A 15,537-nucleotide genomic window follows, 5' to 3' on the forward strand; every position below is an offset into this window, starting at 1 on the left:
AACTGAAAATTTACAAATTATGCCTAAAATGTTCGGATTTGTAATGATTTTACCATGAATTATTACCGTTTTAAGATTTTTTCGGCAGGGTACTTGAAATTTGAAATGGTTTGATATATAATAAGTTATGATATTTTAACGGGAGGAATAATAAATGAGTTTTAAAATCGGTTTTGACAACGAAAAATACCTCAAAATGCAGTCTGAACACATCAGACAGCGTATATCACAGTTTGGTGATAAGCTTTATCTTGAATTCGGCGGAAAGCTTTTCGATGATTTTCATGCTTCGAGAGTGCTTCCGGGATTTAAGCCCGACAGTAAGCTCCAGATGCTTCTTCAGCTTAAAGACGATGCAGAGATAGTTATAGTAATAAATTCTGACGACATCGAGAAAAACAAGGTCAGAGGCGACCTTGGCATTACATATGATGTTGACGTTATTCGTCTTTTCAATGTTTTCACAAAGATAGGTCTTTATGTCAGCAGTGTTGTTCTTACCCGTTATGAAGGTCAGCCTACAGCTGACGCTTTCCAGAAGAGACTTGAGGCTCTTGGCGTAAGGGTCTACCACCATTACAGCATCAAGGGCTATCCTTCTAATCTCCAGTATATCATCAGCGATGAGGGCTACGGCAGAAACGATTATATCGAGACAAGCCGCAGGCTCGTAGTTATAACAGCTCCCGGACCGGGAAGCGGTAAAATGGCTACCTGTCTTTCTCAGCTCTACCATGAGCACAAGAGAGGCGTTAACGCAGGATATGCCAAGTTCGAGACATTCCCTATCTGGAACCTTCCTCTCCGTCACCCCGTTAATATCGCTTACGAGGCTGCAACAGCAGACCTTAACGACGTTAATATGATAGACCCGTTCCACCTTGAAGCTTACGGTAAGACAACTGTAAACTACAACCGTGATGTGGAGATATTCCCCGTGCTCAATGCAATGTTTGAAACGATACTGGGCGAATCTCCATATAAGTCGCCGACGGATATGGGCGTAAATATGGCAGGAAACTGCATAGTCGATGATGAGGCTGTCAGTGAGGCTGCAAAGCAGGAGATAATCCGCCGCTATTACATAGGTATGTGTGATTACCGTAAGGGACTTATTTCCGAAGAGGAGGTAATGAAGCTTGAGCTCCTTATGAAGCAGGCAAGCGTTACCGTTGAGGATAGAAAGGTCGTTGCAGCTGCTCTTGAAAAGGAAAAGGAAACAGGCGGCCCTGCGGCTGCTATGGAGCTCCCCGACGGTACTGTTCTTACAGGACGTACTTCAAATCTTCTCGGTGCGGTATCTGCGCTCCTTATAAATGCATTGAAGCATTTTGCAAAGATAGACGATGATATACTCCTTATGTCTCCTCACGTTATCGAGCCTATCATGGCACTTAAAGTAAATCATCTCGGCAATAACAACCCGAGAATGCATACGGACGAGACTCTCATAGCACTTTCAATCTGCGCAAATACAGATGAAAATGCAAAGAAGGCTATGGAGCAGATATCAAAGCTCCGCAACTGCGAGGTACATTCAACTGTTATCCTTTCGGCTGTTGACGAGCGTATCTTCAAGAGATTGGGTATCAATCTTACCTGTGAGCCTAAATATGAATCGTGATAAAAAAGCTCCGAAGCTTAGCTTCGGAGCTTGTGTTTTATGTTTCGGAGAATATCTCTTTGCTTGCACCGCAAAGTGGACATTCAAAATCATCGGGAAGATCTTCAAATTTTGTGCCGGGAGCTATACCGTTTTCGGGTGAACCCTTCTCCTCGTCGTATTCCCAGCCGCAGGCGTCACATACGTATACCACAATAACACCTCCTTTTGCATGGTATAGCCGTGCATACCTTTCCCCGTCAATGACGGGGAAAGACACGACAGCTCAGTATTGCAGGTCTGCGTTACGAGCTATTCTTTAATATCCCTTTTATTGTTGCTAATTCTTATTATATAGTTATATTGTGAACAAATCAAGGCATGGACTATGAATTTTTATGTTAAAAGAAGAAAATATGTTCGATAGCTTTATTTTTAATAAAATTTATGGTATAATACTATCTGTACGCAAAATGAATATACTTGTATTGTTTAGGAGTACAATATGACCGATAAAATAATCATTAAGGGCGCAAGAGCCAATAATCTTAAAAATATAGACCTTGAGCTCCCCCGTGACCGCCTTATCGTTATGACGGGACTTTCGGGCTCGGGAAAATCCTCCCTTGCCTTTGATACTATCTACGCCGACGGTCAGCGCCGTTATGTGGAGAGCCTTTCATCATACGCAAGAATGTTTCTCGGACAAATGGAAAAGCCCGATGTTGACAGTATAGAGGGGCTTTCTCCGGCTATATCCATTGACCAGAAGACTACCTCGAAAAATCCCCGTTCTACTGTGGGAACTGTTACCGAGATATACGACTATCTCCGTCTGCTTTACGCAAGAATAGGCGTTCCACACTGTCCTGTATGCGGAAGAGTCATCTCACAGCAGACCGTAGATCAGATGGTGGATACCCTTATGGCACTGCCTGGGGGGACAAAATTGCAGCTCCTTGCTCCTATTGTCAGAAACCGCAAGGGACAGTATGCAAAGGAGCTTGAAAGTGCGAGAAGATCGGGATTTGTCCGCGTAAGAGTTGACGGTATAATGTATGAGCTTGCCGAGGAGATAAAGCTTGACAAGAACAAAAAGCATAATATCGAGATAATCGTTGACAGAATAGTTATCAAGGAGGGGATAGAGTCCCGTATCGCCGACAGCCTTGAAACTATCTTCAATCTTACGGGCGGACTTGCCATAGCCGACGTTATCGGCGGCGAGGAGATACTTTTCTCGCAGAATTACGCCTGCCCCGAGCATAATATAAGCATTGGCGAGCTTGAACCTGTTATGTTCTCCTTCAATAACCCTGTGGGAGCTTGTCCGAAATGTACAGGTCTTGGTGTTTTCAGACATATCGACCCTGAACTTGTAGTGCCCAATAAGGAGCTTTCCATTGAGGACGGGGCTATAAATGCATCGGGCTGGAACAGTCTTGACGAGACTTCTATCTCTATGATGTATTACCGCGCCATATCGGAGCAGTACGGCGTTCCTCTCGATGTTCCCGTAAAGAAACTGAAAAAGGAACAGCTGGACCTTTTCCTGTACGGTACAGGTGACGAGACTCTCGAACTTAAACGACCTAACTCACTGGGCGGCGGAACCTACCGCTCACCCTTTGAGGGCGTTATCAATAACCTTGAACGCCGATACAAGGAGACCTCAAGCGAATGGTCAAGAAACGAGATAGAGGAGTATATGAGCGAGGTGAGCTGTCCTGTCTGCAAGGGAAAAAGACTTCGTGACGAGTACCTTGCAGTCACGGTAGGGGATAAGAATATCAGCGAGCTTACCGATCTTTCTGTAAAGGAAGGGCTTAAATTCTTCAATGAGCTGAAGCTCTCGGAGCACGATACCTTTGTGGGCGAGCGCATAATCAAGGAAATAAAGGAGCGTCTCGGCTTCCTCGGAAGCGTTGGACTTGAATATCTTACGCTTTCACGTTCTTCGGGTACTCTTTCGGGCGGTGAGAGCCAGCGTATACGCCTTGCAACACAGATAGGCTCGTCACTGGTGGGAGTGCTCTATATCCTCGATGAGCCGAGCATAGGTCTGCATCAGCGTGACAACGACAAGCTCATCGCTACTCTGAAAAGACTCCGCGACCTTGGAAATACCCTTATCGTAGTCGAGCACGATGACGATACTATGCTCTCTGCCGACTATATAGTCGATATCGGTCCCGGAGCAGGTATACACGGCGGAGAAGTGGTGTTCGCAGGAACTGTGGACAAGCTGCTGAAATGCAAGAGCTCCATTACAGGACAGTATCTCAGCGGCAGAAAGAAGATAGAGGTGCCTGAAAAGCGCAGGAGCGGCAACGGCAAATTCCTTACTGTAAAGGGGGCTTCCGAGCATAATCTCCACAATGTAGATGTGCAGATACCTCTCGGAGAGCTCGTGTGTGTTACAGGTGTATCGGGTTCGGGCAAATCCTCGCTTGTCAATGAGATAATATATAAGCACCTTGCTGCAAGGCTCAACCGTGCAAAGACAAAATGCGGCAAATTCAAGGAAATGGAAGGTATCGAGAACCTTGATAAGGTCATATGTATAGACCAGTCGCCTATAGGCAGGACCCCGCGTTCAAATCCTGCTACCTATACGGGAGTATTCGGCGATATACGCGAACTTTTTGCTAAAACTCCCGATGCAAAGGCTCACGGATATACAAGCGGCCGCTTTTCCTTCAATGTTAAGGGCGGACGCTGTGAAGCCTGCGAGGGCGATGGCATAATCAAGATAGAGATGCACTTCCTGCCCGATATCTACGTTCCCTGCGAGGTCTGCAAGGGAAAGAGGTACAACCGCGAGACCCTTGATGTGCATTACAAGGGAAAGTCTATATATGATGTGCTTGAAATGACAGTTGACGAGGGCGTTGAGTTCTTCGAGCATATCCCCAAGATAGCAAAGAAGCTGAAAACCTTACAGGAGGTAGGACTGGGCTATATAAAGATAGGTCAGCCTGCTACTACTCTGTCGGGCGGTGAGGCTCAGCGTGTTAAACTGTCAACGGAGCTTTCAAAGCGTTCCACAGGCAATACTATCTATATCCTTGATGAGCCTACTACGGGACTTCATACAGCCGATGTACACAAGCTCATTGATGTTCTGCAAAAGCTTACGGATCAGGGAAATACAGTCCTTGTTATCGAGCATAACCTTAACGTTATAAAGGTTGCGGATCATATCATTGATCTTGGACCCGAAGGCGGTGACGGCGGCGGTACTATCGTTGCACAGGGTACTCCCGAGGAGGTCGCACAGTGCGAAAAGTCCTATACAGGACAGTATCTGAAGCCGTATCTTAAATAAAAATAAGAGTATTCTCTCCCATATACGGAGGGAATACTCTTTTTCTTAGCCTTCTATCTGCCGTGCAAGAAATTGGGCAGAAGCATTTATGAGACTTTTTTGCAGGTCTGTGATCTCCTTGCACTTTTCGCTGGTGAGAAATGCCACAGCTCCCGAAACATCGCCTGCCGTAATGATAGGAAGGGCGGCGATAGCTGTTCTTTCCACACCTTCGGCAGGGTAGAAGCTGTTGGTGCTGCCGTCGGGGCAGAAAAACTGTCCGCGGCTCTCCATAAGCTCTTCAAGCTGCCCTGTGACCCGTCTTTCGGCAAATTCCTTGCGCGGAACTCCTGCCGAGGCTACAACGTGATCCTTATCGAATATGACCACGGGACAGCCTGCTATCTTATGCATTATATCCGCTACGTATCCTGCGTTTTCGCTCATTTCGCTTACTGCGGAATACTTTCGGAATATGACCTCACCGTCATTGTTTGTATATATTTCCAGCGGGTCGCCCTCCCTTATGCGCATGGTGCGCCGTATTTCTTTCGGAATGACGACTCTGCCAAGATCATCTATACGTCTTACTATACCTGTTGCTTTCATAATATTACCTCCGCAAAAATAAGTTTGCGGTAATATTATCTGCGAAAATTTCCGAATTATTCTTTATTCGTCTGATGCTTTTTACGACAGTTTTTTCGGCAGTCGTGTCACTTTTTTCTAATGTAAAACGATTTGTATTATGGTGTTGAAATTGTTTGTGCGATAATTTTATGAGTGATTTTCAGGACAATTTTGCCCTTTAAAGCCTTGCAATCGTTATACTAATCTTAAATACATAAAACTTATTTTCAATTTGTATAATTTACAATGCTATTTTAACAGAGAGTTATATGATATTTTTGTGAAAAATGCCAAAAAACCTTGTGGGTTTAGAAATCCCCGATTTTTCCGCTTGCTTTTTTTTATGCCAACGGGTATAATTAAAACGTACAGGTTTTTTTGAGAATTGGCACATTATTAACTATTGATTATATTAAATACAGATGTGGCACAAAATTACTGAGCAGTTTTTTGATGCCACTTATATTATGACTTATAAATGCGGATAAAACGCAACGGATCTTTTATAGGATAAAAGCATAAATGTTAAGCCGCTTTGTTGTGAAGGTGGTGGGGATATTCTGCGGCTTTAATTGAAAACGGTCACAGGTCGTCTGCATATTTGACGATAGTGAAAATGAATATGCAGACGGCAATGCTATGTCTGTATATACATTATAATAATAGCTTGTTATATATGCTTCCGCAGGGAAGTTGATTTTGCCTCCTTGTGTGAAGTGAAAGACAGATTTAATGATAAATATAGGAGATGTATTTGATGAGTTCAACACAGATGAGATCAATCCCTTTCAGCCCCCCCGATATCAGCGAAGCTGAGGTGAACGAGGTATGTGAAGCACTTCGTTCGGGTTGGATAACTACAGGTCCTAAGACAAAGCAGCTCGAAAAAGAGGTTGCTGAATATGTCGGAGTTGACCGTGCAGTTTGTCTTAATTCCCAGACAGCCTGTGCTGAAATGGCACTTCGTATTCTCGGTATCGGTGAAGGCGACGAAGTTATTGTTCCCGCCTATACGTACACAGCCTCTGCTTCTGTTGTATGTCATGTCGGTGCAAAGCTTGTTCTCGTTGATGTTCAGAAGGACAGCCTTGAAATGGATTACGATGCACTCGAAAATGCCGTAACAGAAAAAACAAAGGCTATCATACCCGTTGACCTTGCAGGCATACCATGCGATTATGACAGGATATTTGCTATCGTTGAAGCTAAAAAGAAGCTTTTCAAGCCTTCAAACAAGATACAGGAGGCTATCGGAAGAATTGCTGTATGTGCTGATACAGCCCATGCCTTCGGTGCATCATGGCACGGCAGAATGGCAGGCTCGATCGCTGATTTTTCATCTTTCTCGTTCCATGCGGTAAAGAATTTCACAACTGCCGAGGGCGGTGCTCTCGCATGGAGAAATATAAGCGGCATAGATAATGAGGAGATATACCGCAAAACACAGCTCCTCAGTCTTCACGGTCAGAGCAAGGACGCTCTTGCAAAGACTCAGCTCGGTGCCTGGGAGTATGACATAAAGGGCACATGGTATAAATGCAATATGACAGATATTGCTGCTGCTATGGGACTTGCCCAGATGAAACGTTATCCTGCTATGCTGGCAAGACGCAAGCAGATAATTGAAAGATACGATTCTGTGCTTGTTCCTCTCGGTGTTGAAACACTGGACCACTATACAGAAGATCATGTTTCTTCGGGACATCTTTACATTACAAGAATACCCGATATAGACTCTGAAAAACGTTCTGATATAATAATCAAAATGGCGGAGCAGGGAGTTGCCTGCAATGTTCATTACAAGCCTCTGCCTATGCATACAGCATACAAGGAGATGGGCTTTGATATCAAGGATTTCCCAAATGCATACAACAGATTTGCAAACGAGATCACTCTTCCTCTTCATACCTGCCTTACAGATGAAGATGTTGAGTATGTGATCGAAAAGTATTCAGACATAATCAAGAGTTTATAATAGTAGGTGCAGTTGATGATATTAAGAAAATGGGAAGAACTTCCGAAGTTCATGCGGCGTGAGGAGGTTCGTGAATATTACGATATTCTGAACAGGAAGCGTTTCAGCCTGAAATGCAAAAGAGTTTTTGACATTATCCTTTCGGCAATAATGCTCGTTATCCTCTCACCTGTTTTTGTAATACTTGCAGTTGCGATAAAGCTTGATTCACCCGGCCCTGTATTCTACAAGCAGGAAAGAGTAACTCAGTACGGAAAGAAATTCAGGATATACAAGTTCCGTACAATGGTGAATAATGCTGATAAGATAGGCTCACAGGTAACAGTAAGCAACGACAGCAGGATCACCAAGGTCGGTGCAAAGATACGCGGCTATCGACTTGACGAGATAGGTCAGCTCATAAATGTCCTTAAAGGAGAGATGAGCTTTGTTGGTACCCGCCCTGAGGTCGTAAAGTATGTAAAGGGATATACTCCCGAAATGCTTGCAACTCTGCTTATGCCCGCAGGCATCACATCGGAAGCAGCTATAAGATATAAGGACGAATACAAGCTTCTGAATGCTGCTGATGATGTTGATAAGGTCTACATAGAAAAGGTTTTGCCCGAAAAGATGAAATGGAACCTTGAAAGCATAAGACGCTTCAGATTTTTGCGTGAGGTGCTTACCATGTTCAGAACAGTTCTTGCTGTTGCGGGTAAAAAATATGAATAATTGGGTGGATTAAAATATGAAAAATAAACCTATAATAGCGGTATTGACCAATAACGATGACGATATCTACTGCTTCAGAAAGGAGCTTATAGAGGCTCTTATCACAAATGGCTATCGCGTGCTTATCTCATGTCCCGACGGTCCTAAGTTTGAGCTTATGAAGCATATTGATTATCTCTATGATGATCCTGATATCGACAGAAGAGGTACTAATGTAATAAATGACGGCAAGCTGTTTATTCATTATCTAAATCTCTTCAAGAGATACCGTCCGTCTGCTGTGCTTGCATATACAGCAAAGCCAAATGTTTACGGAAGCATTGCGGCACATATACTTGGTATTCCCGTTATAAACAATGTTACAGGTTTTGGAAGCGTTTTAAATGAGAGCAAATTAAAGCAGGCATTCATAATGAAGCTTTTTAAGCTGGCATACCGCAGATCAAGCTGTATTATGTTCCAGAATTCAACAAATTTGAAGCTTGCAAAAAAGCTCGGCATGGTCAAGGGAAAGTACAAGCTTATCCCGGGCTCGGGCGTTGACACCGACAGATACCCTCTTCAGGAATATCCGAACGGCGGGAACGGCGTAAAGGGCGAAACAGTTATTTTCAATTATATCGGAAGAATACTTCACGATAAGGGTGTAGATGACTATATTTCGGCAGCAAAGATAATCAAGAAGGATTATCCGAATACCGAATTCAATCTCATCGGTTTTATCGAACCGACTGAGATACATTACAAGAGAGAGCTTGAAGAACTGGAAAAACAGGAGATCGTGGCTTATCGCGGAAGTCAGCAGGACGTAAAGCCTTTTATCGCAAGGGCTCACGCTATAATCCACCCTTCCGTTTACGGTGAGGGAATGAGCAATGTCCTTCTTGAAAATGCTTCATCGGGCAGACCTCTCATAACTACCGATAATCCGGGCTGCCGTGAGACTGTAGCTGACAGAAAGAGCGGCTTTATCTATCACGGCGGAAATGTGGAGGAGCTTGTAAAGAAAATAAGGCTTTTCCTCTCGCTTGATAACTCAATTCGCTGTAAAATGGGAAAAATAGGCAGAGAACGTGTTAAAAAGTACTTCTCGAGAAGCATTGTTATAGATGCTTATCTTGAAGCATTATCGGAGTTGTAATAAAAATGAACGGAAGACAATTTTTTGAGAAATTTGGTCCGGTGATCAAAAAGATATCAGGAGCCGTTTCGTTCCTTCCGCGAAGGATAAGGCTCTGGCTGTTCGATGCTTTCAAAAACAAATCAGGCAAAAGCGGAATACTTATAAGGTACATTTTACTGCGTACTCTTGCTAAAAAAACAGGGGATAACGTAGTAGTATTCCCGGGAGTCGTATTTGAAAATATCGAAAATCTTAAAATAGGAAATAATGTTAGTATACATCAGTATTCGTATATTGATGCAGAGGGCGGGATAGACATAGGCGATGATGTTGCGATAGCACACAGATGCACTGTTCTTTCGAGCAATCATGGCTATTCCGATGACAGGATACCGATAAAGTATCAGGAAATGGAACTCGCCAAAACTACATTAAAGGACAATATCTGGATCGGCTGCGGCACGATAATCCTTGCAGGCGTGACTGTGGGAAGCGGCTGCGTTATAGGCGCTAATTCGACTGTTACGAAAAGCATTGATGATAATTCGGTTGCTGTAGGTACACCGTGTAAAGTTATAAAAAGAAGAGGGGTTAAATCGTGATTACTTATAAAGACGTTGAAGATAAGGCAATGCCGCCCGAAAAGCGTGCAGAAGCCAAGGGCGATATTTTCTCGTATTATGTGGGACGCAAACTGACATACTGGATGACTATACCGCTTTTATACACTAATATTACGCCTAATACCGTAACATGGATATCTATATACTGCCTTCTGGCAAGCTTTGGTGTTCTGTGCTTTGCAGAAACGCTTCCGTTCATTATTATTGGTTGGGCGTTGTTTTTCTTGTGGAGCCTGCTCGACGGTGTAGACGGCAATATCGCACGATATAAGAGACAGTTCTCAAAGCTGGGCGATCTTTATGATACAATGGGCGGATATCTGTCAATGGCACTTATCTACCTGGGCTTCGGTATAACCGCTTTCAGAACAGGCGGTATTCTTGAAGATTATATCTCCATAGATGCGGAATGGTATATCGTTTTCGGCGCTTTGTCAAGTATATTCTCTATTTTCCCGAGACTTATGATGCATAAGATCATTTCCTCTTACATGAGCACAGATGCCGTAAGATCGGTAAAGAACAAAAGCGAATATGGTCTTGTAAAAAGACTTGCACTTAATGTATCTTCCATTGCAGGCGGCGTTATGGTAATATCATTTGTATGTATCCTTATTGGAGCAATGGACGTATTCACCATTGCTTACTTTGGTCTGAACACCCTTAAAATGGTGGCTGCACTTTATTCTATATTTAATAATATAAAAAAGGAGAGCAATTAAGATGAATATAGCACTTCTGACCGCTGCAGGCTCAGGCACAAGAATGCATCAGGATATCCCCAAGCAGTTCCTTCACGTTGATAACAAGCCTGTTATCATTCATACTATGGAAGCATTCCAGAGACACCCGAGCATTGATGCCATTATCGTTGTTACCATTGATTCATGGAGCGAGGTAGTATGGGCATACGCAAAACAGTTCAATATCGATAAGCTCAAATGGGTAGTTCCCGGCGGAAGCACAGGACAGGAATCTATCCATAACGGCCTTGTTACACTTGCAAATGCAGGTATTGAAGAAGATATAGTTGTTATGATACATGATGGCAACCGCCCTCTTGTTACTTCAGAGATAATATCGGACAGCCTTGCAACATTCAAAAAGTACGGAAGTGCTGTTGCTGTTATTCCGTGTACTGAGGTAGTATTCGAGAGTGAGGACGGTTTTTCTTCATGCGTATCCACAGAACGCGAAAAGCTGTTCAGGACCCAGACACCTCATACCTACAGACTCAACGAGCTTCTTGAAGCTCACAAGGAAGCAGCGGAGAGAGGTATCGAGGGTACCGCTGCAAGCTGTATGCTTATGAAGGAGCTTGGAAAAATGACATATTTCTCCAAGGGCTCTGAGGCAAACTTCAAGCTCACCACACTGGAGGATCTCAGCCTTTTCAAGGCTCTGCTCACTACAAAACAGGAAGATTGGATAAAGGGATAAGATATGAATTATACGGATCTATATTATTCTGACCTTACGGCTGTTCAGAAATGTATTCCGAATTTATCGGAATTAAAGAATTCAAAGATATTTATTACAGGTGCTACAGGACTTATCGGCTCATGCATCGTGGATTTCCTTTTAAATCTCAATGATACCACAGATGCGAAAAATGTGATATATATAGGTTCACTCAGTACAGACGATGCTGAGGGAAGATTCGGCAAGGTGCTCGAAAGAGAAGATATAAAGTATATCGAGTATAACGCGCTGAAGGAGATAACTTTTGATATAGCCTTCGATTATATAATCCATGCGGCAAGCCTTGCAAGCCCTGAATTATACGTTACAAAGCCTGTCGAGACTATGCTCTGCAATCTCATGGGCTTACAGAAGCTCCTTGAATACTGCTGCAAAAAGGGCGTAAAGAGGATACTGTATATATCTTCAAGTGAGGTATACGGTAAGAAGGAAAACAACGAGCCCTATAAGATAGACGAATACGGATATCTTGATATACTCGGCAACAGAGCAAGCTATCCCTCTGCAAAGAGAGCTTCAGAGACCTTATGTGCTTCATATGCAAGCGAATACGGTATTGATGTTATGATCGTCAGACCCGGACATATTTACGGTCCTACAGCTACACCGGGCGATAAAAGAGCATCATCACAGTTCTTCCGTGATGTTATCGGCGGCAGCGATATAATTATGAAAAGTGCGGGAAGCCAGTTAAGATCATACTGCTATGTTGTTGACTGTGCATCGGCTATTCTGACCGTTATGCTCAACGGCAAGGTGTGCTTCCCTTATAATATTGCAAATACAGACTCTAATATTACTATCAGGGAGCTGGCTGAAACTATCTCACGCTGCTCTGGAAAGAAGGTAGTATTTGAAAATCCAAGTGATTCCGAGAAAAAGGCTTTCAATATGATGGATAATTCCTGCCTTGATTCGACCGAGCTGTATAACCTCGGCTGGAAGGGCGAGTTTGACAGTGAAAGCGGTATTTCTCATACATATCAGATAATGAACTGCATTTAATCAAATGTGAATGGAGATTATTTAATGAGTCAGTCTACGCCTATTATTATTCTGATGGCGACTTATAACGGAGAGCGTTATATCCGTCAGCAGCTTGACAGTATTTGTTCTCAGACCCTTAAAAACTGGACGCTCATCATTCGTGACGACGGTTCATCTGATGATACGGTGAATATTATCCGTCAGTATTGTGAGAATGATCCGCGCATACGCCTTATATGCAACGAAAGCGACAAGCATGGCGCATATCTTAATTTCTGGACGCTTATTGATCATGCAAAGAAGAATATAAAATTCGATTACTGCTTCTTTTCGGATCAGGACGATATCTGGATACAGGATAAGCTGGAAGCTATGGTCGGCTTTGCAAAGAAATTCGATCAGACAAAGCCTCTGATGATATACAGCGATATGACGCTGATCGACGGCGAGGATAATATCACTCTGAAAAGTGTGGATTCCGAAATGGGCATCGGCAGCATGAGCGGTCTTACGGAGTATTATTCCTCGGGCTTTATCTGGGGCTGTGCTGCTATGGTGAATTACAAGCTTATGGAGACAGTTCCTGTTTTTCCGCTTGATGATCCCCAAATAAGCATAATGTCGCATGATAATTATTATGCTAAATTCTGCCTTGCACACGGTGAGATACATTATCTGAACAAGCCGTATATCAAGCACAGAAGACACAGCTCAAATGTTACGAGCGGAAACAGCATAAAGCTTACACCGTTAATGGCGGTAAAGCGTCTTTTGTTCGGCTATAAGAAAACTGCAAAGACCCACGCAGGCGGGTATACGCAGACTCTTCTGACCATAAATATGATGAAAAGATCAAACCTTATGACCAGGGAGACTGCCGAGGTCGAAAGAGCTATAAAGAAAGGCGGCTTTTACGGCGTAAGAATGTTATCAAAGCATAAGGTAAAGCGTAAGCAGTTTTTCAGGACAGTCGGCATATATACAATAATGCTCCTGAAGAGCTATAAAAAATATATGACTGAGAGGTGAGCGGAGTAAATGAAAATAGCAGTTTTATTGGCAACATACAACAGTGAGAATTACGTAGGAGAACTGCTGGATTCTTTATTGGATCAAACCTTTCAGGATTTCGTTTGTTACGTGCATGATGACGGCTCAAAGGATAAGACCCTTGATGTCGTAAGGGAGTATAGCTCGAAAAATCCGGGCAAGTTCATAATCCTGGATTATCCTTCCACAGGCTCTTCAAAGGCGAATTTCCTCTCCATGCTCAAATATGTAAAAGAGCCGTATGCTATGTTCTGCGACCATGATGACGTATGGTGCAGTGACAAGATAGAGGTATCATACAAGTCAATGCTGAAAATGGAACAGAAGTATCCTGAAACACCTGTAATGTGCTTCGGAGATATGAAGGTGGTTGACAGTCATCTCAAGGAGATGTATCCCTCTTTTTTCAGCTATACCGGACTTGATCCGCACAGGACAGAGCTGAGACAGCTTTTGGTGGAAAATGTTGTTGCAGGCTGTACTGTTATTATGAATAAAAAGCTTTACGACGCGGTTTTAAAGCTTAAAAGCTACGATAACATACAGATGCATGACCTTTGGGTAGCTTTGGTCGCATCTGCTATCGGTAAGATATATTACATAGATAAGGGTCTGCTGTTGTACCGTCAGCATGAAAGCAATGTTGTAGGTGCCGAAAAGAATATAAGCTTTGCTAAAAGAGTAAAACTTGTTCTGGACAGGCTCGTATCACGGGAATACGTCAAAAAGACGAAAAAGTGGCATTCCATGTTCAGATCACAGGCTTATGAATTGTCTGAGCTGCCCGAGGTCCCGGAAAAAACAAGAGAATTCCTGCGTCAGTTCTGTGAGCTGAAGAATAAAAATAAACTGAGCAGGATAATGTTCTACAAGAAACATCATATAGAAAGAAGAAAGAATAATTTCTGGTTTCTGTTATGGTGCTGATGATTGGTGGGGAATAAATGCTATTTTATTGGATATTGCTGTTTGTGGTATTTATACTCACATTTGCAGGTCATTGCATCAATAATAAAAAATTCAAGAAAACGATCGTAATAGTTCTTTTCTTCATTATGTTCGTTCTGAGTGCATTCAGAGTCAACATAGGTGTCGATTACGCTGGATATCAGCGTATCTACCATGTTTATGAGAGCGGTTGGGGAAGTACCTTTGCAAGCGAACCGCTTTTCACTTTATTGAATATGTTTGCTGTAAAGCTGCATCTTGGCTTTTATTTTGTGATCGCCGTGACAGCACTGTTGACTTTATTGCCGATATGCTATATAGCATATAAGGAAAATGCACCGTTATTGATGGGCGTGTATTATCTTTTCCTTTATTCCATGTCCTATTCGCTGGTTCGACAGTTTATCGCAATGTCGTTCTTGCTGCTGAGTACGTATCTGTACATAAAGGGGCGGAATGTAAAGGCTCAGGTGATATTTGCCTTGTTGGCAGCAGGCTTCCATATTTCAGCTATCGCATTTATCGGAGTATTGTTCTTATCAAGATTTTCACGTATAGATCTGAAATATGCGCTTATATGCTGTTTCCTGCTGGTAGTAGTCTTTGGATTGCTCAAGGGAAAGGTAATAGGTATTTTTATAAGCCTGCTGAATAATACAAAATATTCCAGATACTTCAGCAATGAGAGCACCCATAACCATACTATCAGAACATCGAGCGGTCTTGGCGTAATACTCAGGTATATGGTTTATTTCTGTTATCTTATAACAGCTAATTTCACCATTAAGGATAAAAAAAGCATCAGAGTATTCAATTTTATGTTCGTGGCATTCTTATTGTCAGATCTGCTTGCCATGAATGTCGAGATAATGATACGTTTCCGTATCCTGCTTTATGTTGTTCTGCTCATTCCCGTATTCCAGTTCAAGAGGATACACGATAAGGAAGTCGGCGGGTATCTCGTTAAGCTTGGCATGGTAATGATGCCAATTATGTATCTTATTGTAATGAAGTATCAATCAGATATTGTCGGCTGGAAAAATGTTCCGTATCAGAGCTGGCTTATCAATTGACAGATATATTGAAAAATGTATA

The 15,537-nt window shown here is 42.8% G+C and carries 14 protein-coding genes; 12 read left to right on the plus strand and 2 right to left on the minus strand.

Features of this window, described 5'->3' with window-relative positions; all coding sequences use genetic code 11:
- Window positions 1-154: 154 nt before the first annotated feature.
- Complete coding sequence (locus BUB28_RS07050; RefSeq protein WP_072950163.1) at window positions 155-1,624, plus strand: DUF1846 domain-containing protein; 1,470 nt, start codon at window positions 155-157, stop codon at window positions 1,622-1,624.
- 37 nt (window positions 1,625-1,661) lie between these two features.
- Here BUB28_RS07050 and BUB28_RS07055 read toward each other — a convergent pair whose 3' ends face one another.
- On the minus strand, window positions 1,662-1,817 hold the full coding sequence (locus tag BUB28_RS07055) for a rubredoxin (RefSeq protein ID WP_072950164.1): 156 nt from the start codon (window positions 1,815-1,817) through the stop codon (window positions 1,662-1,664).
- Window positions 1,818-2,108: 291 nt separating this feature from the next.
- Here BUB28_RS07055 and uvrA point away from each other — a divergent pair, with 291 nt between their 5' ends.
- The gene (gene uvrA, locus BUB28_RS07060) at window positions 2,109-4,931 is read left to right on the plus strand and encodes an excinuclease ABC subunit UvrA (protein WP_072950166.1); all 2,823 of its coding nucleotides are present in this window, start codon (window positions 2,109-2,111) and stop codon (window positions 4,929-4,931) included.
- A gap of 45 nt (window positions 4,932-4,976) precedes the next feature.
- Here the strand turns inward: uvrA and BUB28_RS07065 are convergent, their stop codons facing one another.
- The gene (locus tag BUB28_RS07065) at window positions 4,977-5,519 is read right to left on the minus strand and encodes a stage V sporulation T C-terminal domain-containing protein (RefSeq protein WP_072950168.1); all 543 of its coding nucleotides are present in this window, start codon (window positions 5,517-5,519) and stop codon (window positions 4,977-4,979) included.
- A 778-nt stretch (window positions 5,520-6,297) separates the two neighbouring features.
- Between BUB28_RS07065 and BUB28_RS07070 the strand changes: the two genes are divergently transcribed.
- From BUB28_RS07070 to BUB28_RS07115, 10 genes are read left to right on the plus strand one after another with little or no spacing between them, the layout of a single operon-like run.
- Window positions 6,298-7,515: a DegT/DnrJ/EryC1/StrS family aminotransferase gene (locus tag BUB28_RS07070; RefSeq protein WP_072950169.1), complete on the plus strand. Its 1,218-nt coding sequence runs from the start codon at window positions 6,298-6,300 to the stop codon at window positions 7,513-7,515.
- Window positions 7,516-7,530: 15 nt separating this feature from the next.
- A complete protein-coding gene (locus tag BUB28_RS07075) occupies window positions 7,531-8,229 on the plus strand; it encodes a sugar transferase (protein ID WP_072950171.1) in 699 nt (232 codons plus the stop codon).
- Between the two features lie 16 nt (window positions 8,230-8,245).
- A complete protein-coding gene (locus BUB28_RS07080) occupies window positions 8,246-9,370 on the plus strand; it encodes a glycosyltransferase family 4 protein (protein WP_072950172.1) in 1,125 nt (374 codons plus the stop codon).
- Window positions 9,371-9,375: 5 nt separating this feature from the next.
- The gene (locus BUB28_RS07085) at window positions 9,376-9,954 is read left to right on the plus strand and encodes an acyltransferase (RefSeq protein WP_072950174.1); all 579 of its coding nucleotides are present in this window, start codon (window positions 9,376-9,378) and stop codon (window positions 9,952-9,954) included.
- Complete coding sequence (locus BUB28_RS07090; RefSeq protein ID WP_081373422.1) at window positions 9,951-10,697, plus strand: CDP-alcohol phosphatidyltransferase family protein; 747 nt, start codon at window positions 9,951-9,953, stop codon at window positions 10,695-10,697. The genes BUB28_RS07085 and BUB28_RS07090 overlap by 4 nt, the downstream gene beginning before the upstream one ends.
- Before the next feature lies 1 nt (window position 10,698).
- Window positions 10,699-11,415: an IspD/TarI family cytidylyltransferase gene (locus BUB28_RS07095; protein WP_072950176.1), complete on the plus strand. Its 717-nt coding sequence runs from the start codon at window positions 10,699-10,701 to the stop codon at window positions 11,413-11,415.
- Window positions 11,416-11,418: 3 nt separating this feature from the next.
- Window positions 11,419-12,462: an NAD-dependent epimerase/dehydratase family protein gene (locus BUB28_RS07100; RefSeq protein ID WP_072950177.1), complete on the plus strand. Its 1,044-nt coding sequence runs from the start codon at window positions 11,419-11,421 to the stop codon at window positions 12,460-12,462.
- 24 nt (window positions 12,463-12,486) lie between these two features.
- Window positions 12,487-13,473 carry a glycosyltransferase family 2 protein gene (locus BUB28_RS07105; RefSeq protein ID WP_072950179.1) on the plus strand — a complete coding sequence of 329 codons (987 nt, stop codon included), beginning with the start codon at window positions 12,487-12,489 and terminating at the stop codon, window positions 13,471-13,473.
- 9 nt (window positions 13,474-13,482) lie between these two features.
- Window positions 13,483-14,421, plus strand: coding sequence for a glycosyltransferase family 2 protein (locus BUB28_RS07110; RefSeq protein ID WP_072950180.1), 939 nt, complete (start codon window positions 13,483-13,485; stop codon window positions 14,419-14,421).
- A 17-nt stretch (window positions 14,422-14,438) separates the two neighbouring features.
- A complete protein-coding gene (locus BUB28_RS07115; RefSeq protein ID WP_072950182.1) occupies window positions 14,439-15,515 on the plus strand; it encodes an EpsG family protein in 1,077 nt (358 codons plus the stop codon).
- Window positions 15,516-15,537 lie beyond the last annotated feature (22 nt).

Source organism: Ruminococcus flavefaciens (assembly GCF_900143025.1).
Classification (GTDB): Bacteria; Bacillota; Clostridia; order Oscillospirales; family Ruminococcaceae; genus Ruminococcus; species Ruminococcus flavefaciens_I.